18 protein-coding genes and 1 pseudogene are annotated in these 21,169 nt (G+C 67.8%); 9 read left to right on the top strand and 10 right to left on the bottom strand.

Annotated elements, in window-relative coordinates; translation table 11 throughout:
- Window positions 1-14: 14 nt before the first annotated feature.
- Window positions 15-1,010, bottom strand: coding sequence for a cytochrome c oxidase subunit II (gene coxB / locus ASE02_RS02465; RefSeq protein WP_056730817.1), 996 nt, complete (start codon window positions 1,008-1,010; stop codon window positions 15-17).
- A gap of 254 nt (window positions 1,011-1,264) precedes the next feature.
- Between coxB and ASE02_RS02460 the strand changes: the two genes are divergently transcribed.
- From ASE02_RS02460 to ASE02_RS02450, 3 genes are all read left to right on the top strand, one after another.
- A complete protein-coding gene (locus ASE02_RS02460) occupies window positions 1,265-1,642 on the top strand; it encodes a DUF3140 domain-containing protein (protein ID WP_056730815.1) in 378 nt (125 codons plus the stop codon).
- A gap of 39 nt (window positions 1,643-1,681) precedes the next feature.
- A partial coding sequence (gene tldD, locus ASE02_RS02455; protein ID WP_156405897.1) for a metalloprotease TldD occupies window positions 1,682-3,065 on the top strand: 1,384 nt, incomplete at its 5' end.
- 120 nt (window positions 3,066-3,185) lie between these two features.
- Window positions 3,186-5,240, top strand: a complete 2,055-nt coding sequence (locus ASE02_RS02450; RefSeq protein ID WP_056730811.1) for a TonB-dependent siderophore receptor — start codon at window positions 3,186-3,188, stop codon at window positions 5,238-5,240.
- Between the two features lie 78 nt (window positions 5,241-5,318).
- Here ASE02_RS02450 and ASE02_RS02445 read toward each other — a convergent pair whose 3' ends face one another.
- Complete coding sequence (locus ASE02_RS02445; protein WP_056730809.1) at window positions 5,319-7,259, bottom strand: peptide MFS transporter; 1,941 nt, start codon at window positions 7,257-7,259, stop codon at window positions 5,319-5,321.
- A 187-nt stretch (window positions 7,260-7,446) separates the two neighbouring features.
- On the opposite strand from ASE02_RS02445, the gene ASE02_RS02440 reads away from it, so the two are divergent.
- Window positions 7,447-7,929, top strand: a complete 483-nt coding sequence (locus ASE02_RS02440) for a DUF427 domain-containing protein (RefSeq protein ID WP_056730808.1) — start codon at window positions 7,447-7,449, stop codon at window positions 7,927-7,929.
- 41 nt (window positions 7,930-7,970) lie between these two features.
- Here ASE02_RS02440 and ASE02_RS02435 read toward each other — a convergent pair whose 3' ends face one another.
- On the bottom strand, window positions 7,971-9,329 hold the full coding sequence (locus tag ASE02_RS02435; RefSeq protein WP_056730807.1) for a glutamate--cysteine ligase: 1,359 nt from the start codon (window positions 9,327-9,329) through the stop codon (window positions 7,971-7,973).
- Window positions 9,330-9,406: 77 nt separating this feature from the next.
- Window positions 9,407-10,141, bottom strand: coding sequence for a 16S rRNA (uracil(1498)-N(3))-methyltransferase (locus ASE02_RS02430; RefSeq protein WP_056730806.1), 735 nt, complete (start codon window positions 10,139-10,141; stop codon window positions 9,407-9,409).
- A 47-nt stretch (window positions 10,142-10,188) separates the two neighbouring features.
- On the opposite strand from ASE02_RS02430, the gene ppk2 reads away from it, so the two are divergent.
- Entirely contained in the window at window positions 10,189-10,959 is a 771-nt protein-coding gene (ppk2, locus tag ASE02_RS02425) for a polyphosphate kinase 2 (RefSeq protein WP_056730805.1), read from the top strand.
- 1 nt (window position 10,960) lies between these two features.
- Window positions 10,961-12,172, top strand: a complete 1,212-nt coding sequence (locus ASE02_RS02420; RefSeq protein WP_235536581.1) for a winged helix-turn-helix domain-containing protein — start codon at window positions 10,961-10,963, stop codon at window positions 12,170-12,172.
- A 256-nt stretch (window positions 12,173-12,428) separates the two neighbouring features.
- Here ASE02_RS02420 and ASE02_RS02415 read toward each other — a convergent pair whose 3' ends face one another.
- The 5 genes and pseudogenes from ASE02_RS02415 to ASE02_RS02395 all read right to left on the bottom strand — a co-directional run bounded on the left by ASE02_RS02415 (window position 12,429) and on the right by ASE02_RS02395 (window position 17,753).
- Window positions 12,429-13,253, bottom strand: coding sequence for a methyltransferase (locus ASE02_RS02415; protein ID WP_156405886.1), 825 nt, complete (start codon window positions 13,251-13,253; stop codon window positions 12,429-12,431).
- A gap of 42 nt (window positions 13,254-13,295) precedes the next feature.
- Window positions 13,296-13,482: pseudogene (locus tag ASE02_RS22815) on the bottom strand (ABC transporter ATP-binding protein); the annotation flags it as partial.
- A 1-nt stretch (window position 13,483) separates the two neighbouring features.
- Window positions 13,484-15,070 (bottom strand): ABC transporter ATP-binding protein (locus ASE02_RS02410; RefSeq protein WP_369818512.1); only part of this gene is annotated, 1,587 nt, incomplete at its 3' end.
- Between the two features lie 187 nt (window positions 15,071-15,257).
- Window positions 15,258-16,847 (bottom strand): ABC transporter ATP-binding protein (locus tag ASE02_RS02400; protein ID WP_304438350.1); only part of this gene is annotated, 1,590 nt, incomplete at its 3' end.
- Window positions 16,848-16,955: 108 nt separating this feature from the next.
- A complete protein-coding gene (locus tag ASE02_RS02395; protein WP_056730798.1) occupies window positions 16,956-17,753 on the bottom strand; it encodes a bifunctional 2-polyprenyl-6-hydroxyphenol methylase/3-demethylubiquinol 3-O-methyltransferase UbiG in 798 nt (265 codons plus the stop codon).
- Window positions 17,754-18,135: 382 nt separating this feature from the next.
- Here ASE02_RS02395 and ubiA point away from each other — a divergent pair, with 382 nt between their 5' ends.
- Window positions 18,136-19,068 carry a 4-hydroxybenzoate octaprenyltransferase gene (gene ubiA, locus ASE02_RS02390; protein ID WP_056731243.1) on the top strand — a complete coding sequence of 311 codons (933 nt, stop codon included), beginning with the start codon at window positions 18,136-18,138 and terminating at the stop codon, window positions 19,066-19,068.
- On the opposite strand, the gene ASE02_RS02385 is transcribed toward ubiA, so the two are convergent.
- Window positions 19,065-19,475, bottom strand: a complete 411-nt coding sequence (locus ASE02_RS02385; RefSeq protein ID WP_056730797.1) for a MerR family DNA-binding transcriptional regulator — start codon at window positions 19,473-19,475, stop codon at window positions 19,065-19,067. The genes ubiA and ASE02_RS02385 overlap by 4 nt on opposite strands.
- 157 nt (window positions 19,476-19,632) lie before the next feature.
- On the opposite strand from ASE02_RS02385, the gene ASE02_RS02380 reads away from it, so the two are divergent.
- Complete coding sequence (locus tag ASE02_RS02380; RefSeq protein WP_056730794.1) at window positions 19,633-20,367, top strand: SDR family NAD(P)-dependent oxidoreductase; 735 nt, start codon at window positions 19,633-19,635, stop codon at window positions 20,365-20,367.
- The gene (locus ASE02_RS02375) at window positions 20,364-21,134 is read left to right on the top strand and encodes an SDR family NAD(P)-dependent oxidoreductase (RefSeq protein WP_056730792.1); all 771 of its coding nucleotides are present in this window, start codon (window positions 20,364-20,366) and stop codon (window positions 21,132-21,134) included. The genes ASE02_RS02380 and ASE02_RS02375 overlap by 4 nt, the downstream gene beginning before the upstream one ends.
- Window positions 21,135-21,169 lie beyond the last annotated feature (35 nt).

Below are 21,169 nucleotides of genomic sequence, written 5' to 3'. Positions count from 1 at the left end.
ACTCTGTCCTAAGCTCAGTTCGCGGCCGGCGCCGCGGCGGGCGCGGCGGGCGTGGAGGTCGGCGCGGGCGCTGCGGGCGCAACCGCGGCCGGGGCGTTCGCGGCCGGAGCCGCGGGAACCGAGGCGGCGGCCGGGGTCGCGGCGCCTTCGGCGGCGGGAGCGGCCGGAGCAGCAGCCGCCGGAGCGGCCGGAGCGGTGGAACCACCCTTCGAAGCCACCCAGGCCTCGAACTCAGGCTGCGTCACGACCTTGATCTCCAGGGGCATGAAGGCGTGGTCGACGCCGCACAGCTCGGAGCATTGGCCATAGAAGGTGCCCGTGCGCTCGGCGCGGAACCAGGTTTCGTTGATCCGGCCGGGAACCGCGTCGACCTTCAGGCCGAACGCCGGCAGGGCGAAGGCGTGAATGACGTCGGCGCCGGTGACCAGCACGCGGACGGTCTTATTGACCGGAACCACGAGCGGCTCGGTGGCGGCCAGGCGATACGGAACGTTGCGCGCCTTGGCCTCGTCTTCGGGAAGCATGTTGGAGACGAACTCGCCGACCTTTTGGTCAGGCAGCTCATAACCCCAGTACCACTGGTAGCCGGTGGCCTTAACGGTCAGGTCCGGCTTGGGCATGTCGTGATAGGCGAAGAGCAGTTTGAACGAGACGACCGAGATGGCCATCAGGATCAGCACCGGCACCACCGTCCACACGATTTCGACGAGGGTGTTGTGGCTCCACTTCGCCGGGATCGGGTTCGACCGCTTGTTGTAGCGGATCACGCACCACAGCAGCAGGCCGAGAACCAGCAAGCAGATGAAGGTGATGATCGGCATGAGAATCCAATCATGGAAATCATGCGCTGCGTGCTTCAACGGCGAGGCCGCCGGCTGAAGGCCGATGCCACCCGGCGTCGGTTGACCCATCAATTCGTCCGCGAACGCCTGAACGCCCCAGAACGCTGACGTCGCGCCCGCAGCGGCTGCCGCCGCCCACGTCCGCATGCCCTGAACCCTAGACTTCATGTCCCCTCGGTCTGCTTGGCCGGCCGCGCCTCGCGAAAGACGATCGCCCCCGCCGACTGGAATCGAGACGAGGCCCCAAAAATCGTGAGGCCTTGCCCTTAAGCCGGGGTCCATACGCGCTCTCCCATCCCTTGCCAAGGCGCTAAGACCCCCTATGGCGCGATGTCTGACCGTCGACCGATGATATGTCGGGCGCAACGCGTCCAAAACGCCGGTTCCGGCGTAGTTTTCGCAAAACCGGAGCACGAGGTTTCATGAGGCCCCATCGCCACCCGGAGGAGGAACTCGCCATCCGCCGGGACTTCGACGCCGTCGTGAACATGTCGCCCTCGACCCTGGAGGCCTGGCTCGAGACGGACCAGAGCAAGGCCGTCGGCTTCACCCGGCGCGGCGAGAGCGAATCGGTCGGCCGCCAGTCGGCCCGCCGCATCATCGAGATCAGGGCGCGGCCGCCGGAGGACCTCACCGAGGCCGACTACACCCATATGAAGAAGGTGATTGGCTATGCTCGCCGTCACCTGGCCCAACGGCCTTGGGGCGACGTGACGCACACGCGCTGGCGATGGTCGCTGATGAACTGGGGACACGACCCGCTGGCCGGCCGAACGCAAGACGAGCGCGGTTTGGGGTGACGCGGCGGCTGCGACCCCCTATCTCTGAACGCTCGCCTNTTCGCCCGAACGGGCCCGTGAGATTCTTGGCGAGGCCCTGGTCGGCGCCGACGACGGTGAACTTTTCGTGGAAAAGTCCGAGAGCGAGGCCTTCCTGTTCGACGACGGACGATTGAAGTCGGCCTCCTATGATTCGTCGGAAGGCTTTGGCCTGCGAGTCGTGGCCGGCGAGACCGCCGGCTACTCCCATTCCAGCGAGGTCTCCGAAGCGGCGATCAAGCGCGCGGCGCAGTCGTCGGCTCTGGCCAAGCGCGGCTATTCCGGCGTCTCGGCCGAAGGCCCTCGCTCCACCAACGCCAAGCTCTATGGCGAGGACGATCCCACCGCCTCGCCCGCCTTCTCCGACAAGGTCGCCCTGCTGCAGGAGATCGACGCCTGGGCCCGCGCCCGCGACCCTCGCGTCGTCCAGGTGATGGCCAGCCTGGCCGGCGAGCGCCGCACCGTCGAGATCCTGCGCGCCGACGGCCGGCTGATCCGTGATGTGCGCCCGCTCTGCCGGGTGAACGTCCAGGTGACGGTCGAGAAGGACGGCAAGCGCGAGAACGGTTTCGCCGGGGCCGGCGGCCGCGCCGGGTTCGAAGCCTGGATCACGCCCGACAAGTGGCAGGAGCAGGCCGAGGAAGCCCTGCGCCAGGCCCTGGTCAATCTGGACGCCGTCCCCTGCCCCGCGGGCGAGATGGACGTGGTGCTCGGCCCGGGCTGGAACGGCGTGCTGCTGCATGAAGCCGTCGGCCACGGCCTGGAGGGCGACTTCAACCGCAAGGGCACCTCGGCCTTCTCCGGCCGCATCGGCGAGCGCGTCGCCGCGCCCGGCGTCACGGTCTTCGACGACGGCACCCTGGCCGGGCGTCGCGGCTCGCTGACCATCGACGACGAGGGCACGCCCACCGAACGCACCATCCTGATCGAGGACGGCATCCTCGTGGGCTACATGCACGACCGGATGAGCGCCCGGCTGATGGGCCTGACCGCGACCGGCAACGGCCGCCGGCAGTCCTACGCCCACATGCCGATGCCGCGGATGACCAACACCGCGATGATGGCTGGCTCGACCCCGCGCGCGGAGATGATCGCCTCGACCAAGCGCGGCCTCTATTGCGCGAACTTCGGCGGCGGCCAGGTGGACATCACCAACGGCAAGTTCGTCTTCCAGTGCACCGAGGCCTACCTGATCGAGGACGGCAAGATCACCACGCCGGTCAAGGGCGCGACCCTGATCGGCGACGGTCCCTCGGCCCTGACCCGGGTGACGATGATCGGCGACGACTTCGACTTCGATCCCGGCGTCGGCGTCTGCGGAAAGTCCGGCCAGAGCATACCCGTCGGCGTCGGCCAACCGTCGCTAAAGATCACCGGCCTGACCGTCGGCGGCACCAGCATCTGATCGCCGCCGCCGACTAACCACCGGAAACATTTCGGCGATTTAATCCACCTTTCCGGGATTTAATTGGTGTCGCCCCGGGGGTGCAGGTCACTTGCCTGCATCTTCGGGGAGCACCGTTACATGATCATTCCGGCCCTGGCCTCGGCCCTCGCCCTCGCCGCCCCCGCCGCTGGAGAGGACGCCCAGGCCGTCGTCGCCGCGCCGATGGCGGCGGTCTCCACGGCCGAAGGGGTCATCAGCTACCCGCCAGATTTCTTCTCCGGCTCGCAACCGGCCAACGCCCACGAGATGCTGTTGCGCCTGCCGGGGTTCTCGATCGAGACCGGTGCGAAGATCCGCGGCTTCGAGGGCGGCGGCGGCAACGTACTGATCGACGGCCAGCGCCCCACCTCCAAGACCGACGACCTGGAGGAAATCCTGCGCCGTCTCCCCGCCGGCCAGGTCGAGCGCATCGACCTGATCCGCGGCGGCGCGCCGGGCGTGGACATGCAGGGCAAGTCGGTGCTGGCCAATGTGGTCCGAAAGTCCGGTGCGGGCTTCCGCGGCCTGTTCGCAGTCGCCAACAACCACATCTATGACGGCCGCAATCTCTATGGCGTGCGCCTGGAGCTATCGGGCGGGAACGGCGGCCGCAACTGGGAGGCCGCCGCCCGCTACGGCATGGGCATGGACGACGGCGCCGGACAGGGCCCGCACGTGAAGGTCGCACCCGGCGGCCGTGAGCTGTTTCGTTCTCAGGTCGACAGCGAGGGCGACGGGGGCGTCAGCACCCTCACCGGCGCCTACGAGACCCCGCTGCTTGGCGGCAAGGCGCGGATGAACGCGCGGGTCGCCTGGGACGACTTCAAGACCGAGGAGACCGACCATGTCACCTTGCCCGGCCCCGACACCCAGGTGTTCGCCGACGTCTCCAACCGCTTCGACACCGAGATCGGCGGCCTGTTCACCCGCGACTTCGGCGCCCGCACCACCCTGGAGCTGGTCGGCCTGCGCCAGACCCGCGACCAGGACATCGACTCCAGCTTCCATGGCGAGGGATTCGACGCCCGCTTCGGCCTGTCGCGCGAAAGCAGCGAGACCATCGCCCGCAGCGTGCTCAAGTTCCGCCCCACCGCGCAGGTCTCGCTCGAGCTCGGCGCCGAGGGCGCCTTCAACGCCCTGGAGAGCCAGACGACCTATGCCGAGAACGGCGCCGTGGTCGAGCTGCCCGCCGCCAATGTCGAGGTGGAGGAAAAGCGCGGCGAGCTCTTCGCCAAGGCGATCTGGCGACCGTCTAGCCGCTGGACCCTGGAAAGCGGCCTGCGTTACGAGGGGTCGGCCATCTCCTCGGACGGCGACGTCCGAGTCGAGAAGACGCTGTACTTCGCCAAGCCGCGGTTCGCCGCGAGCTGGGCGCCGAGCGCCGCGACGCAGGTGCGTTTCCGGTTCGAGCGCGTGGTCGGCCAACTGAACTTCGACGACTTCGTCGCCTCCTCGACCTTGAACACCGGCGTGATCCAGGCCGGCAACCCGGACCTCAACCCGGAACAGGCCTGGGTGAGCGAGGCCGCCGTCGAGCAGCGCTTCCTGGGCGACGGCGCGGCGGTGCTGACCCTGCGCCACTCGGCCCTGACCGACGTCATCGACCGCCGGCCGGTGTTCGCCGCCAACGGCGACATCTTCGACAGCCGGGCCAATATCGGCGACGGGACCAAGGACGAACTGATCCTCAACGTCACCCTGCCGCTCGACCGGTTCGGCGGCAAGGCCATGCAGTTGAAGGGTGAAGGCACGTGGCGGCGCTCGGAGGTCACCGATCCGACCACCGGCGAGGACCGCGAGATCTCGGGCCTGCAGCCGCTGGAGTGGGAGGTCACCTTCACCCACGACCTGCCGCAATTGCGGGCCAACTGGGGCCTCGACGTCTATGGCGGCTGGCGCGAGACCTACTACCGGCTGAGCGAGGTCGAAGACCGCAAGCTCAAGACCTTCGTCCGCCCCTATGTCGAATGGCGCGCGCGGCCCGACATCATCGTTCGCGTCGAGGTGGCGAACCTCACCAAGCGCGGCTTCCGCAACACCCGGACGGTCTATGACGGCCCGCGAAGCCTGAACCAGATCGCCTATGTCGAGGACCGCGATATCCAGGTCGGCCGCATGTACTACGTGCGGATCCGCAAGACCTTCGGCGCCTAGGGCGCCAACTCACCGGGCATGAAAAAGGCCGGGCGTGGGATGCGCCCGGCCTCATTCGTTTCGTCCTGCGGGGGGAGCCTAGAGCTCCCGATCGGCCCGCATCGCCGCCGGGTTCACGGCCTGGCGTTCACCGTCCAGCACCGGAGCGATCGGCTCAGGCTGGGCGTGACCGGCCGGGCTGTTGGCGCCATGCGACCAATGCTTGATGAAGAAGCTCAGGGCGATGAAGGCGACGCCCACACCGACGCCGGCCCAACCCAGCATCTTGAACACCTCGAGCGACGAGGCCAGCGCGGCGGCCGGGTCGAGCACTTGCCCGCCAACCGTCTCGGCGCCGGCCAGACCGGCGATCCAACCGCCCACGAGCTGGGCGATCGACGAGGCCAGGAACCACACCGCCATCATGAACGAGGCGATCGAGGCCACCGACAGCTTGGTGATCTCCGACAGCCCCACCGGCGACAGGAAGAGTTCGCCCGTGGTGTGCAGCAGGTAGAGCATGCCGAGCAGCATCAGCGGCAAGCGATAGGCGCCGTCCGCCATGCCCGCGCCCCAGACCACCACCATGAAGCCGAGGCCGACCTGGATGAGGCCAAGGCCGAACTTCATCGTCGGGTTCGGATCGCGGCCGCGCGCCGCCAGCCACGCCCACATCGCCGCGAAGATCGGGGCGAAGATGAGGATGAAGGCGGCATTGAAGGACTGGGTCTGAGCCGCGCCCATGGTGGCGTCGATCCAGAAGCCCTTCGGCTCGATGCCGGCGGCGGCCAGCTGTTCGGCCGACCCCATCGGAACGCCCAGGAAGCTGGTGGCCTGGTGGGTGATGGCGAGGTCGACGTTACGGGCGGCGAACAGGTTCAGCGAGGTGCCAGCCTGTTCGAACAGGGTGAAGAACACCACCGACCCGAAGATCAGCACCAGGGCGAGCATCATCCGCTCACGCTCGATCTTGGTGCACTTGGTCAGGAAGAACGCGATATAGCCGAGCGAAGCGACGGTGGCCCCGAGCAGCGCCCAGGCCACGAAGCTGTTGCGCTGGACCAGCACCCAGACGCCGCCCACACCGAGGATCGCCAGGATGTAGATCAGCCATTCGCGGTTGATGGGGCCAGCGACGGCCTCCTTCAGGCGCGCCGGGTTCGGCGGTTCGCCCTTGCCCTGCAGCAGCGGCTTGCCGAGCACGAAGACCACCCAGCCCAGCGCCATACCGACGCCGGCCAGGCCAAAGCCCGCCCACCAGCCGACCGTCTGGCCCAGCAGGCCGCACAGCACCGAAGCCCAGAAGGCCCCGAGGTTGATGCCGTAATAGTAGAGGGTGAAGCCGGAATCCCGCCGCGGGTCGCCCTGCGGATAGAGCTGGCCGACGATGGTGGAGATGTTGGGCTTCAGGAAGCCCACGCCCATGATGATCAGCGACACCGCCAGATAGAAGGCGTTCACGCCCAGCGGATCGTTTTTCTTCTCCATCTTGTAGCTGCCCTCGGGCAGGACGGACGGAAGCGGCGCGCCGGCTTCCAGGCCCTTGATCTCAAGCCCACCGCCTTCGGCCGGGCCGAAGTCGTAGGCCTTGTCGCCGACCATCAGCTTGACCGACCGGGCTTCCATGCGGCCTTCGGCGGCGACCTGATAGCTTTGGTTGGCGTAGGTCAGGGTCTGGCTGGCCGGGCGGCCTTCGATCGCCATGGTCATGTGACCGGCGACCAGCAGCAGGGCGCCGAAGGCCACGGCCTTGCGGGTGCCCAGATAGCGGTCGGCCAGCAGGCCGCCGATCAGCGGCAGCAGGTAGACGAGGCTGGTGTAGGATCCGTACTGCGCGCCTGCCATGGCGTCGTCGAACAGCAGCTGCTGCGTCAGATAGAAAATGAGGATGCCGCGCATCCCGTAATACGAGAACCGCTCCCACATCTCGGTGAAGAAGAGGATCATCAGCCCGCGCGGGTGCGTTTTCAGCAACTGCAGCAGGACGGGGATGCCGGTCGCCAGCGTAATGACGATCCCCAAAAGGATAACAATATTCATAAGGGCGGTGTTCCGATTCCTTGGACGGCCGGCGCTCCCTGGGGTCGTTTCACCCCCGCCGGGCTTATTTGGCGCGAGAAGATCACGCGGTAAGGCCAAGCACAAGCAAGGCGGCGCCTGTACACTGGCGTTCAGGGAGCCTCAAGCCCATCTTAGGCGTTGGACTGGCCTCAGGAGGAGCGTCCGCATGCTGATTCCAGGTCCCGACCACCCCATCACCCTCACCCCGGCCAAGACCCGGTGGCGCGCCAAGTACGGCGACCACGTGATCGCCGACACCGGCGACGCCCTGGTCCTGCAGGAGGCGGACTATCCGCCGGTCGTGTACTTCCCGCGCGGCGACGTCTCGATGGACTTCCTCTCGCGCACCGAGCGCACCACCCATTGCCCGTACAAGGGCGACGCGGCCTATTACACCATCCTGATGGACGGCCGGTTCGCCGAGAACGCGGTCTGGACCTACGAGCAGCCATATATCGCCATGGAGCAGATCCGTGGGCGATTGGCCTTCTATCCGGACAAGGTCGAGGTCTATGCGGTCGACGAGGCCGTCGTCGACCCGGCCCATGTCCACACGATCATCGATGAAGCGGTGCTGCACACCGACAGCGGCTCCGGCGCCAGCCAGCGCGAGCATTGGCCGCCGAACGTCCAGAGCCCGGACGCCTAGGCGAGAGTCGCTCCCTCCCCCGTGAGGGGAAGGGAAATGACCTAGTACGCGAAGTCTTCGAAGGCCCGGCGCACGTCGCCGTTCCACGGACCGTTGTAGAGTTCGAGCAGCCGCTCAGCCGGGGTGATCCCGCTGTCGGCGATGTCTTCGAGCTCGGTCAGATAGTTGCCTTCGTCGACCATGCCGGCGCTAAGCCGGTTACGGTTCTTCAGGCCCTGGCGGGCGATGGCGACCATGTCCTTGGCCACGTCCTGCACGCTGCGGCCGTTCACCTGCGCCTTGAGGCCCAGGCGCGCGACGTCGGCCCGCAGGCGTTCGTGATCCTCAACCTTCCAGTCCTTGCAGAGGTCCCAGGCCGCGGCCAGGGCGGCGCTGTCGTAGAAGATGCCCGCCCACAGCGCCGGCAGGGCGCAGAGACGGCTCCAGGGACCGGAGTCCGCGCCGCGCATTTCCAGATACTGCTTGAGACGCACTTCGGGGAAGGCGGTCGTGGTGTGGTCGGCCCAGTCCTTGATCGACGGGCGGTCGCCCGGCAGGTCGGAGAGTTCGCCGGCCATGAACTTGCGGAACGAGCGGCCCGACAGGTCCACATACTTGCCGTCGCGCTTGGCGAAATACATCGGCACGTCGAGGGCGTAGTTGGCGTAGGTCTCGAAACCGAAACCGTCGGCGAACACGAAGTCCAGCATGCCCGTGCGGTCCGGATCGGTGTCGGTCCAGACATTGGCCCGCGCCGACAGGAAGCCCGACGGCTTGCCCTCGATGAACGGTGAATTGGCGAACAGCGCCGTGGCGATCGGCTGCAGGGCCAGGCTGGTGCGGAACTTGGCCACCATGTCGGCCTCGGACCCGAAGTCCAGATTGGCCTGGACGGTGCAGGTGCGGAACATCATGTCGAGGCCGAGATTGCCGACCTTCGGCATGTATTCCCGCATGATCTTGTAACGGCCCTTGGGCATCACCGGGATCTCGTCACGCCGCCAGAGCGGGGTGTAGCCGAGGCCGAGGAAGCCGAGACCGAGCTCGTCGGCGACCGTCTTCACCTCTTCGAGGTGTTGCCCGGTTTCCTCACAGATGTCGTGCATCGTCTCCAGCGGCGCGCCGGACAATTCGAACTGTCCGCCGGGCTCCAGGCTCACATTGGCCTTGCCGCGTTCCAAGGCGATGATGTTCTCGCCCTCGTAGACGCCCTTCCAGCCGAATCTCGTCAGCCCGTTGAGCAGGGCCTGGATACCGGCGGGACCGCCATACGGAATAGGTTCGTAGGTTCCCAAACGGAACACGAATTTCTCATGCTCGGCGCCTACTTTCCAATCGCCGACAGGCTTTGAGCCTGCTTCGAACCATTGGATCAGGTCCTCAAACGTGAGGGGTCGGTCGTCTGTCACGACGTCGGCCATCTCAATCTCCCCAAGCCCAAATGAGTCCGAAAAAAGGGCGGCGCGATCTTTACGCCGTTCAGACAGGTGGGCGCAATTCAGGAAACCTCAAGGCCACGCCAGTCGCCCTGAGCAGCCTGCCATAGAGTCAGGGCGCTGATGGCGGCGGTGTCGGCCCGCAGAATCCGCGGTCCAAGTGAAGCGGGCGTGGCGTAGGTCAGGTTCCGCAAGGTCTCGCGTTCGGTTGGCGAAAAGCCGCCTTCCGGGCCAATGAGGATCGCCCAGGGACCCGGCTGCGCCCCATCCAGGGCCGCCAGGACCGGCTTGGCGTCGCCCGCCTCGTCGCAGAACAGCAGCCGGCGCGGCGCGTCCCAGCCTTCCAGCAGCTTGGCCAGCTTCAAGGGCTCGACGATTTCTGGAACATCCATGCGGCCGGTCTGTTCGGCGGCCTCGGTGGCGATGGCCTGCAGGCGGTCGAGGCGCGCCCGATCCCCGTTGGTGCGCTCGGTGATCACCAGCCGCACCCGACGCGCGCCTAGTTCGGCGGCCTTTTCGATGATGGTCTCGATCCGCGTGCGTTTGACCAGGGCGACGACCAGGTCCAGGTCGGGGCCGAGGGCCTGGGGTCGTTCCAGCGCCTTGAGCCGCAGAACCACCCCGCGTTTGCCCGCCACCTCCACGGCGCCGCGCCACTCGCCGTCGCGGCCGTTGAACACCAGCACCTCGTCGCCCACCTCGCGGCGCATGACAGCGGTCAGGTATCGGCTCTGCGCCAGGTCGAGGGCGAGCGCGTAGTCCTGGGTGAGATCGGCGGGGACGAACAATCGGATCATGAATGAGGTTCTAGCCGGGACAGCGTGATCGGGACTAGGCTCGTTGCATGGCAAAGTCAGATCAAGACGACGCATACGAGACCGAACTCGCGGACCTGCAGCTGGCGCTGGTGAAATATCAGCAGCACGCCATGAAGAACGGCGACAAGGTGCTGGTGATCCTCGAAGGCCGGGACGCGGCCGGCAAGGACGGTACGATCAAGCGGATTACCGAACACCTGTCGATCCGCGCGACGCGGGTCATGGCCCTGCCCAAGCCGACCGACATCGAGACCAGCCAGTGGTATTTCCAGCGCTACGTGCAGCACCTGCCGGCGGCCGGCCAGATCGTGATCTTCAACCGCTCCTGGTACAATCGGGCCGGGGTCGAACGGGTGATGGACTTCGCCACTCCCAAACAGCAGGAGACCTTTCTGCGCGACGTGCCGCATTTCGAGGAGATGCTGGTCGAGAGCGGCATGAAGTTGGTCAAGATCTGGCTCGACATCAGCCGTGACGAACAGGCCGAGCGCCTGAAGGAGCGGCGCGAAGATCCGCTCAAGGCCTTGAAGACCAGCCCGCTGGACGACGTGGCCCAGGAAAAATGGTCCGACTACAGTTCCGCCCGCGACGAGATGCTGACCCGCACGCACAACGGGACCACGCCCTGGACCTGCGTCGTCACCGACAAGAAGAAGGTCGCGCGGCTGAACGTCATGCGCCACATCGTGCGCACCATCGCGCCGAAGGATATCGCCCAGGACGTCGCCAAGCCTGACAAGAAGGTGCTGTTCCCGTTCGAGATCGGGGCCATCGCCGAAGGCCGGCTGAACAAATAGCGTGAGCGACCAGGGGGTGGAGACGATCTCGGCCCGCGAGGCCCGCCGCATCGCGCTGGCCGCGCAGGGGTTCACCGAGCGCCGGCCCGACGTCGCCGGCAAACGGCATCTGCTGAAGACCATCGAGCGGCTGGGCGTGTTGCAGATCGACTCGGTCAATGTGGTCTCGCGCACCCACTATCTGCCGCTGTTCTCGCGGCTGGGCGCCTATCCTCGTCCGCTGCTGGAGGAGATCGCCTGGGGCAAGAAGCCGGCGCTGGTGGAGTACTGGGCGCACGAGGCCTCGCTGCTGCCGCCCTCGACCCACCCGCTGCTGCGCTGGCGGATGGACGACGCCCGCGCCGGCGTCGGCACCTGGAAGGGCATTGCGCGCTTCCTGCGCACCCACGAGGACTTCATCGAGCGGGTGCTGGCCGAGATCGAGGCCCGCGGCCCGATGCCGGCCTCCGAACTGAACCTGGGCGCCAAGGGGGCTCAGGGCTGGTGGGGCTGGAGCGAGGGCAAGCGGGCGCTGGAATGCCTGTTCTGGGTCGGCGACCTGACGGCGGCCACCCGGCGCGGGACCTTTGAGCGGGTCTATGGCGTCAGCGACAAGGTGCTGCCCCGCGCGGTCCGCGAGACCCCGACGCCGCCCCGCGAGGACGCCCAGCGCGAATTGATCCGCATCGCCGCCCGCGCCCAGGGCGTGGCCACCGAACGCGACCTGCGCGACTATTTCCGCATGCCGGTCGCCGACACCAAGGCCCGCATCGCCGAGCTGGTCGAGGCCGGTGAACTGACCCCGGTCGAGGTCACCGGCTGGGATCTGCCGGCCTATCTGGACCCCGCCGCACGACGGCCGCGCAAGGTCGTCGCCAACGCCCTGCTCTCGCCGTTCGACAACCTGATCTGGTTCCGCGAGCGCACCGAGCGACTGTTCGGCACACGTATCCGGCTGGAGATCTACACTCCGGCCCACAAGCGAGTGCACGGCTACTACGTCCTACCCTTCCTGCAGGGCGAGGCGATCACCGCGCGGGTCGACCTGAAGGCCGAACGCAAGAAGGGCGTGCTGCTGGTGCAGTCGACTCACGCCGAACCTGGCGCGAACGACCAGACGCCCGCGCTGCTGGCTGGCGAATTGCGGTTGATGGCCGGCTGGCTGGGCCTCGACCGCGTCGAGGTGCAGCCGAAAGGTGATCTGGCGGAGCGGTTGAGCGAGGCGATGCCTTAGATCCTCCCCCGCTGGGGGAGGTGGCGCGCGTCAGCGCGACGGNTTGCGGCTTCGGGACTCAAAGTCCCCCTCTGTCAGCTTCGCTGACAGCTCCCCCAGCGGGGGAGCATCTGGGCCACAACTCGTCATCCTCCGGTCAGCCGAAGGCTGATCCGGGGGACCCAAGCTGAGTTGCCGAACTTGCTAGGCCGCTTGGGTCCCCCGGATCGTCTTGCAGACGACCGGAGGATGACGAGCGTAGTGGGTTTTGGAGGGCCTAGCCCTTCGGCGTCATCACCAGCCAAGGCGTCGCCTGGATGCGGAACTCCCAGACCGCCAACAGCTGATCCAGGTGCCCCGCGCCCTTCAGGAAGTCCGGCAGCGGCAGGGTCTTGGCCTGGGGGTCCAACCGCAAAATGTCGTGGGTGGGCGAGAAGCGTTCAACCAGCCGCTCCAGCACGCCGCGGCGATAGACGTCGTGGGTCTCGACGATCAGCGGCATGTGCGCCAGCGACGGTGAGAGATCGGGGCGCAGCAGGTCGTCTTCCGCGCCCTCGATATCGACCAGCACCAAGCAGCGCCGATCCTTGAAGGCCTCGAAACCGTCCGGCGTGAACTCCTCGCCGATGATCACCCGCTCGGAGACGCCGTTCTTGGCCGCGAGCTCGGCGCAGGCGGCGCGGGCCTTGGCCTGGATGTCGTAGGCGTAGACCGTCACATCGGGCATCAACCGGGCCAGGCCGACGGCGTAGTAGCCTTCCGCGCACCCGACATCGATCACGCAGTCGAGCCCCTGCTCGGCGAAGGCGGCGATATGCGGGTGAAGCTCGGACTCGTAGGTGCCGATCAGGCGTGGGGTCAGGGCGCCCTCGGTCGCGGTGGTCACATAGTCCATGCCGGCGAAGGGGCCCTGCATGATCTTCGCGCCGTGCTGGCGGACATAGGCGTCGGCGATCAGGCGCGAGCGCCAGATCGCCAGGACGCGCAGAACCTCGTTCAGCTGTCGCGGCGCGGCCAGCGGCGGATCACGGTCCAGCCGCTGGCGCAGCCAATGAACCACCTGTTCCATATAGGTCATGTCACGCACCCCAGGGTCCGTCACGACCGGACCCTGGGGCTTCTAACATCGTTCATCCACGGGCCGTCAAACCGAGCCTTCGGTCACCGCGTGCAGGCGGGCGTAGGCGCCGCCCTTGTCGATCAGCTCGCGATGGCGACCTTCCTCGACCACCCGGCCCTCGTCGAAGACCAGGATGCGGTCGGCGCCGCGGATGGTCGACAGCCGGTGAGCGATGACGATGGTCGTACGGCCGACCATCAGTTCCTCCATCNGCGTTCGGTCTCGACGTCCAGCGAGGAGGTCGCCTCGTCCAGCACCAGGATCGGCGCATCGGCGAGGAACGCCCTGGCGATGGCCACCCGCTGGCGCTCGCCGCCTGACAGCTTCACACCGCGCTCGCCGACCAGGGTGTGATAGCCGAGCGGCAGCCGCGCGATGAAGTCGTGAGCCCTCGCCCGCTTGGCGGCGAGCGCGATCTCCTCCTCCGTCGCATCGGGCCGGGCGTAGCTGATGTTCTCGGCGATGGTCCGGTGGAACAGCGCCGGGTCCTGCGGCACCACCGCGATCGCCCGGCGCAGCGCCCCTTGATTGACGGTGGCGATGTCCTGGCCGTCGATCAGGATCGCGCCGTCCTGCAGGTCGTAGAGCCGCTGGATCAGCTTCACGAAGGTCGACTTGCCCGCCCCCGTCGGCCCGACCAGCGCCACCCGCTCGCCCGGCGCGATGCGCAGGGAGAAGTCGCGATAGAGCGGCTCGTCGGCCGACTTGTAGCGGAAGGTCGCACGGCTAAAGACGATCTCACCGAGCTCGCCGGCGAAGGCCGGAGCGTTCGGCGCGTCCATCACCTGGGCGTCGGTCTGGGCGTAGCGGGCGACGTCCTCCACGTCGTCCAGGCCCTTCTGCATCATGCGGATGTTCTCGCCGATGTTGCGCAGATAGCCGCTCATCAACATGAACGCCGTGATGGCGAACGCCACGTCGCCCGCCGTCGCCTCGCCGCGCGCCCAGAGCCGCAGCAGCAGCCCGGTCAGCCCCGCCTGCAACACCACCAGCAGCAGGTTGTGCCACAGCCAGACATTGATGAACCGGGTCCAGGTGGTGAGCGTCAGCCGCCGCCACAGCGCGGTGACGCCGCCGATCCTCGCCTCTTCGCGATGCTCGGCGCCGAACGCCTTCACCGTCGGGTTGGAGGACAGCGAGTCGGACAGCGCCCCGCCGATCCGGCTGTCGAGCGCCACCGACTTCAGGTTCGCAGGCCGCACGTACTTGGCGGTCAGGACCAGGTTGGAGACGACGTACAGCACCACTACCGCCAGCGAGAACAGGCCCACGGTCGGCCAACGGGCGATCATCACCCCCGACAGGCCGAACAGCACCAGCAAGGCCGGGCCGAGCCACAGAATCACGGCGTCGGAGACCATGTCATAGCCCCACATGGCGCGGCTGAGCCGCCGCACAGTGGAGCCGGCGAAGGTGTCGGCATGCCAGTCGGACGAGAACGACTGGACCCGCTTGAAGCCCTCGTCGGTCATCTCCTGCATGTTGGCCGCGGCCAGCGGGTTCCAGAACCGGAAGCTGACGTTGCGGATGATCGCGAAGGCCAGATAGACTCCGACGAACGCCGCCCAGGCGCTCCAGGCCAGCTCCTGGCTGGCCGGCCCGGCCGCCACCGCGTCGACCAGCCGCCCCGCCGCCCACGGCAGGGCCAGGTCGAACCCGACCGAGACCAGGGTCAGCACGATGCAGGCGCTGAGCAGCCAGGGCCGCCGCACCCAGAACGAGGCGATGAAGCCCAGAACCTTGCCGTTGGACAGGACCCTGGTCTGCTGGTCCTCGGCGTCTTCGTAATGCTCGGTCACTAAATCGATCCTTCGGTCACGGCATGGAGCCGGGCGTAGGCCCCGCCCCTGTCGATGAGGTCCTTGTGGCGGCCTTCCTCGATGATCCTGCCTTGGTCAAAGACCAGGATGCGGTCGGCCCCGCGAATGGTGGACAGCCGGTGGGCGATGACCACCGTGGTGCGGCCGACCATCAGCTCCTCCATGNGCGTTCGGTCTCGACGTCCAGCGAGGAGGTCGCCTCGTCCAGCACCAGGATCGGCGCATCGGCCAGGAACGCCCGGGCGATGGCCACCCGCTGGCGCTCGCCGCCCGACAGCTTCACCCCGCGCTCGCCCACCGGCGTGTCGTAGCCGTTCGGCAGGCGGGAGATGAAGTCGTGCGCCCGCGCCCGCTTGGCCGCCAGGATCACCTCGTCGGCGCTCGCATCGGGCCGGGCGTAGCTGATATTCTCGGCGATCGAGCGGTGGAACAGCGCCGGGTCCTGCGGCACCACGGCGATCGCGCGCCGCAGGGTCGCCTGGCTGACCTTGGCGATGTCCTGGCCGTCGATCAGGATGCGCCCGCCCTGCACGTCGTAGAGCCGCTGGATCAGCTTGACGAAGGTGGACTTGCCCGCCCCCGTCGGGCCGACCAGGGCCACACGTTCACCGGGCGCCACCACCAGGGTGAAGCCGTCATAGAGCGGACGCGGCTGGTTGGCGTAGCCGAACACCACGCGGTCGAAGACCACCTCGCCCAGTTCGCCGCGGAAGTGCTCGGCGTCCGGCGCGTCGGCCAGCTGCGGGTCGGTGACCATGTAGGTGGCCACGTCCAGAGTGTCGTCGAGGCCCTTCTGCAGCATGCGGGTGATCTCGCTGAAGTTCCGCATGTAGCCGGCCATGACGATGAACGAGGTGATGGCGAAGGCCACGTCCCCAGGCGTCGCCTTGCCCTGCGACCAGGCGTGGACCAGGAAGCCGGTCAGGCCCGCCTGCAGCACGATCAGGAACAGGTTCTGAATGAGACCGACATTGTTGAACCGGTCCCAGGTCTTGTTCGCCGCCGCGCGCCAGGCGTCGACCGTACGGCCGAAGCGGGCCTCCTCGCGAGCCTCGGCGCCGAAGCTCTTGACCACCGGATTGGCCCCGACCGCGTCGGCCAGAGTCGCGCCGATCTTGGAGTCGAGCGAGGTGGAGACCAGGTTCACCGGCCGGATGTAGTGCACCGACATCAGGATGTTGAAGGCCCCGAAGGCGATCACCATCACGCCGACGAACAGGCCGGCCAGCGGCCAGTGCAGACCCAGCGAAATCGCCAGGCCGCCCAGGACGATCAGGGTCGGCGCCAGCATCATCAGCAGGGCGTCCGAGGCGCTGTCATAGCCCCACATGGCGCGGCTGACCCGGCGCACTGTCGCGCCGGCGAAATTCGAGGCGTGCCAGTCCGACGAGAAGGCCTGCACCCGCTTGAACCCGTCATTGACGATGCGGGCCATGATGCGGACGTAGAAGCCGTTGGAGGCGCGGAACATGGCGCTGCGCATCAGGTAGAAGACCAGATAGAGGCCCGATAGACCGGCCCAGGCCATCCAGGCGGCCTTGGCCCCCGGCGCGGGATTGGAGACGGCGTTGATCAGCGCCCGGGTCGCCCAGGGGATCGACAGGTCGCAGGCCGTCGCCGCCAGCATCAGGCCGACGATCAAGGCGAACCTGCGCGGCTCGGCCAGCCAATGGCGGACGATAAACCTCAGGACCTGGGTGTTGCTCAGGACGCGAGGACGGCCCGCGTCCTCGTCGTCGTCATAGGGATCGGTCATAACGCACTTCACGAATGCCCCGGTGCGAACCGGGATGAATGAGATCTCGAGTTGGGGCGCCGGAACCCGTGGGGGAGCACGGGTCCCGGCGCCTCCGCCGCGCCCCGTCTAGATGGGTCGCCGGGCCTCGAAATTGAGTATTCGGCTTGATCGACGAGGTCGGCCGCCGGGCTGGTGATCGGCGCCGACGGTGATCGCCTCGAAGCCCGCCGCGGCGAGCGCCAGTTCGAACTCCTTCAGGCCCCAGAGCCGGAAGGCCATGACCTCCAGTTCGGACTCCACCAGCCTGCCGTCCCGCCACCGCTCATAGCGGTCGTGGGTGACGCGGCGCTGGGCCAGCAGGTCGATCTCCACCGCCCGCCCCTCGATCCGTAGGACGTCGCCCTCGGCCGTGGTCCAGGTCCTGACATCGGGCTTCTCGTTGGTCAGATAGGCCAGGGGCATCTGGTCGATCAGCAGCCGGCCGCCCGGTCGCAGGTGGTCGAAGAACCGCTTCAGCACCGCGAACGCCTCGGCGAAGTCGTCCAGCAGGGTGAAGGTCCCCACCGGCACGAGGATCGCCGCGAAGTCGTGGTCGTAGGCGAAGTCCTGGAACCGGGACCGGCGCAGCGAGGGCGTCAGCCCACGTGCGGCGCAGTGCCGGCGGCAGACCGCCAGCATGTCCTCCGAGTGGTCGAAGCCCTCGACCTCCAGCCCCGCTTCGAGCAGCGGGATCAGCAGCCGGCCGGTTCCGCAGGCGGCCTCCAGGATCGGTCCGTCGGTTTGCGCCAGACGGTCGAGATAGAACGGCACGTCGGGCAGCGAGCCCGGCGGTTTGTCGAGGTCGTAGATTTCCGTGCAGAGCGCTCCGTAGCGGTTGGGAACAGCGGCGTTGGACGGGACCGAAATTGGTTCGGCGAGTGGCATGTCGTCGTCTCTTGAGACAGACGGACTCCGCGCTAGGCAGACGGGAAATCCGTGGAATCGGGGAGCGCCGGCGAACGCGCGAAGCTGCGCGGGATGAGGCTGGCGGTGGCGGTGCAGATCTGCCCGAAGAGGGCCCGGTCGCAGCTAGTCGCGGGACCCGATGCGGGCGATCACGGCGACAAGCGGCATCTGCGGACGATGATGTAGTGCTTTCACTTTGATCACCTCCCTCTCAGATGGCTGTGGGCCGGACAACGACGCCGCGAACCCTGCGCGTCTCGATTCCGACTGTCAATCCGAATGACCGGTGTTATTTCACCCACCCGGTGAAGTTGCAGCAGGACAGTGGCCGGCAGGCAACAGGCGATGCTACATGCTGGCCATGGTCGCTCACCTCCCCGACGCCGCGCCCGCCAACTGGGTGGATCGTTACGCGCCCCGGTCCCTGCAGCCGTGGCTGAAGCTTGGCCGGTTCGATCGGCCGGCCGGCATCTGGCTGCTGATGCTGCCGGGCTGGCAGGGGGTGGCGCTGGCCGGCGCCATGGAGGGGCTGTTCCCCGACCTGCTGCTGCTCGCCAAGATCTTCGTCGGCGCGGCGCTGATGCGGGCGGCGGGCTGCGCCTATAACGACATCGTCGACCGCGACATCGACGCCAAGGTCGCCCGCACGGCGGCCCGGCCGATCGCCTCGGGACAGATCAGCGTCAAGCAGGCCTGGGCCTACATCGCGCTCTGCTCGCTGATCTCGCTGGCCATCCTGCTGACCATGCCGCTGATCGCCATCGGCCTGGGCGTCGCCTCGCTGGCCCTGGTCGCCGGCTATCCGTTCATGAAGCGGATCACCTGGTGGCCGCAGGCCTGGCTTGGCCTCACCTTCAACTGGGGCGCCTTGCTGGGCTTTGCGGCGGCGACCGGAACGCTCGGCTGGCCGGCGCTGCTGCTCTACGCCTCGGGCATCTTCTGGACGCTGGGCTACGACACGATCTACGCCGTGCAGGACCTGGAGGACGACGCCCTGATCGGCGTGAAGTCCTCGACCCGGCGGCTGGGCGCCAACCTGCAGAAGGGCGTGCTGTTCTTCTACGTGGCCTGCTTCGCCCTGACCCTCGGCGCAGCCTGGGCCGGCGAGCTGGGGCCGCTGTTCCTGCCGCCCGCCGCGCTCTACGGCATGCACCTGTCGCGGCAGGCCGCGCGCCTCGACGTCAATGACGGTCCAGGCGCGCTGGCGCTCTTCAAGTCCAACAGCTTCGCGGGCTTCCTGCTGTTCCTGGCCCTGGTGGCCGGGATGTGGAAAGGCCCGATGGCCGGTTTCTAGGCGGCCGCCCGGCTGGTCTTGCTCAGCTCTTCTTCCAGCTGGGCGCTGGCGATGTGCAGCCCGGCGATGGCCTTGTCGATCTCCTGACGCTGCACCTCGAAGGCGGCGATGCGCTCACGATATTTGCGCAGCGCATAGGTGTTCTGGGCGATCAGCCCGTCGTCACGGCCGTACAGATCGAAGATGTCGCGGATTTCCGCCAGCGCCAGGCCGACGCCCTTGCCGCGGAGGATCAGGATCAGTCGCGCGCGATCCCGGTAGGAGTAAATTCGCGCCTGCCCCTCGCGCGACGGCGAGAGCAGTCCCTGCTCTTCATAATAGCGCAGCGCGCGCGGGGTCGTGGAGAACTCCCGGCACAGCTGGGTGATCGTGAACGTGGTCGCTGGACGGCGTAGCTTCGTTTGCATCTGGACCTCCCGAAATTCCGCGGGCGATTTTTTGTCTCGCGCCCATCGGTCGATCAACCTTCCCCGGCGTCCGGCTTACGTCAAGCATGACGCTACGTCAGGGTTGCCGCATGAACACTGGCGCGGAAGGATGGCCGGAAAAGGGAGGAGCTAGGCCATGGGCGAGCTCGACTTTACCGGCAAGACCGTCCTGGTCGTCGGCGGCTCCAGCGGCATCGGCAACGGTGTCGCCCACGCCTTCCGCGATCGAGGCGCAAAGGTCCACGTCTGGGGCACCCGCGCCGACGCGGCCGCCTATGCCGGGATCGAGGGCTCCGACCTCACCGGCCTGACCTACGCCAAGGTCGATGTCGGCGACCGCGCGCAGATCGCCGCCCACGCCCCGCCGTTCGAGAGCCTCGACGTGCTGATCCTCTGCCAGGGCACGGTGGTCTATCGGCGCGGCGAGTTCGAGCCGGAGGGCTGGGACCGCGTGATGGCGGTCAACCTCGACAGCCTGATGGCCTGCGCGATGAAGTTCCACGACACGCTGGCGGCGCAGCGCGGCTCCATCGTCATCGTCAGTTCGGTCTCGGGCTTCCAGGCCAATCGCGGCAACCCTGCCTATGCGGCGTCCAAGGCCGGCGCGGTCAGCCTGACCAAGACGCTGGGCCAAGCCTGGGCCGGCGACGGCATCCGGGTGAACGGCCTGGCGCCGGGCCTGGTCGACACCAAGCTGACTAAGGTCACCACCGAACATCCCGAGCGCCTGAGCGGGGCGATGCGGGCCATTCCAGCCGGGCGGCTGGGAGAACCCGCCGACATGGCCGGGGCGGCGCTGTTCCTGGCCTCGCCGCTGGCCTCCTACGTGGTCGGCCAGACCCTGGTCGTCGATGGGGGCCTCAGCCTATGAGCCGGCTCAGCCGATCGGTCAGAGGCTCGCGGGTGCTGGTCACCGGCGCGGCCTCAGGCATGGGCCGGGCGACCGCCGAACTGTTCGCCGAAGAAGGCGCGATGGTCGCCGTCACCGACCACGCCCTGGCGCCGGCCGAGGCGGTGGCCGCCGAGCTACGCGGGCGCGGGTTCTTGGCCCAGGCCTGGAAGCTCGACGTCTCCGATCCGGCCGAGATCGCGGCCGTCGTCGCCCAGATCGCCGAGGCGTTCGGCGGGCTCGACATCGTGATCAACAACGCCGGGATATCCGGCTTCGCGGCCGTCGACAGCGACGCCTACGAAACCGTCTGGGACCGGTCGCTGGCCATCCTGCTCAGCGCCCACCAGCGGGTGGTCCGCGCGGCCCTGCCGCACCTGCGCCGCTCGGCCGCGCCGCGCATCGTCAACATCGCCTCGACCGAGGCCTTGGGCGCGACGGCGATGGACAGCCCCTATGCCGCGGCCAAGGCCGGGGTGGTCGGTCTGACCCGCGCCCTGGCCGTCGAGCTGGGGCGCGAGGCGATCACGGTCAATTGCGTCTGCCCCGGCCCGATCAGCACGGGCATGACCGCCGCCGTCCCCGACGAGCACAAGGCGACCTTCGCCCGGCGGCGCACGGCGCTTGGCCGCTATGGCGAGCCTGACGAGGTGGCCCACATCACGCTCAGCCTCTGCCTGCCGGCGGCGTCCTACATCACCGGCGCGGTGATCCCCGTGGACGGCGGACTGACGGCCCGCAACGCCTAGGCCGCCTTGACGACCCTATTTGTACGGCATACAAA

The organism is Phenylobacterium sp. Root700, assembly GCF_001429025.1.
GTDB lineage: Bacteria > Pseudomonadota > Alphaproteobacteria > Caulobacterales > Caulobacteraceae > Phenylobacterium.
The sequence above is the reverse complement of the archived record's forward strand: the minus strand, read 5'-3'. Positions and strand labels throughout refer to the sequence as shown.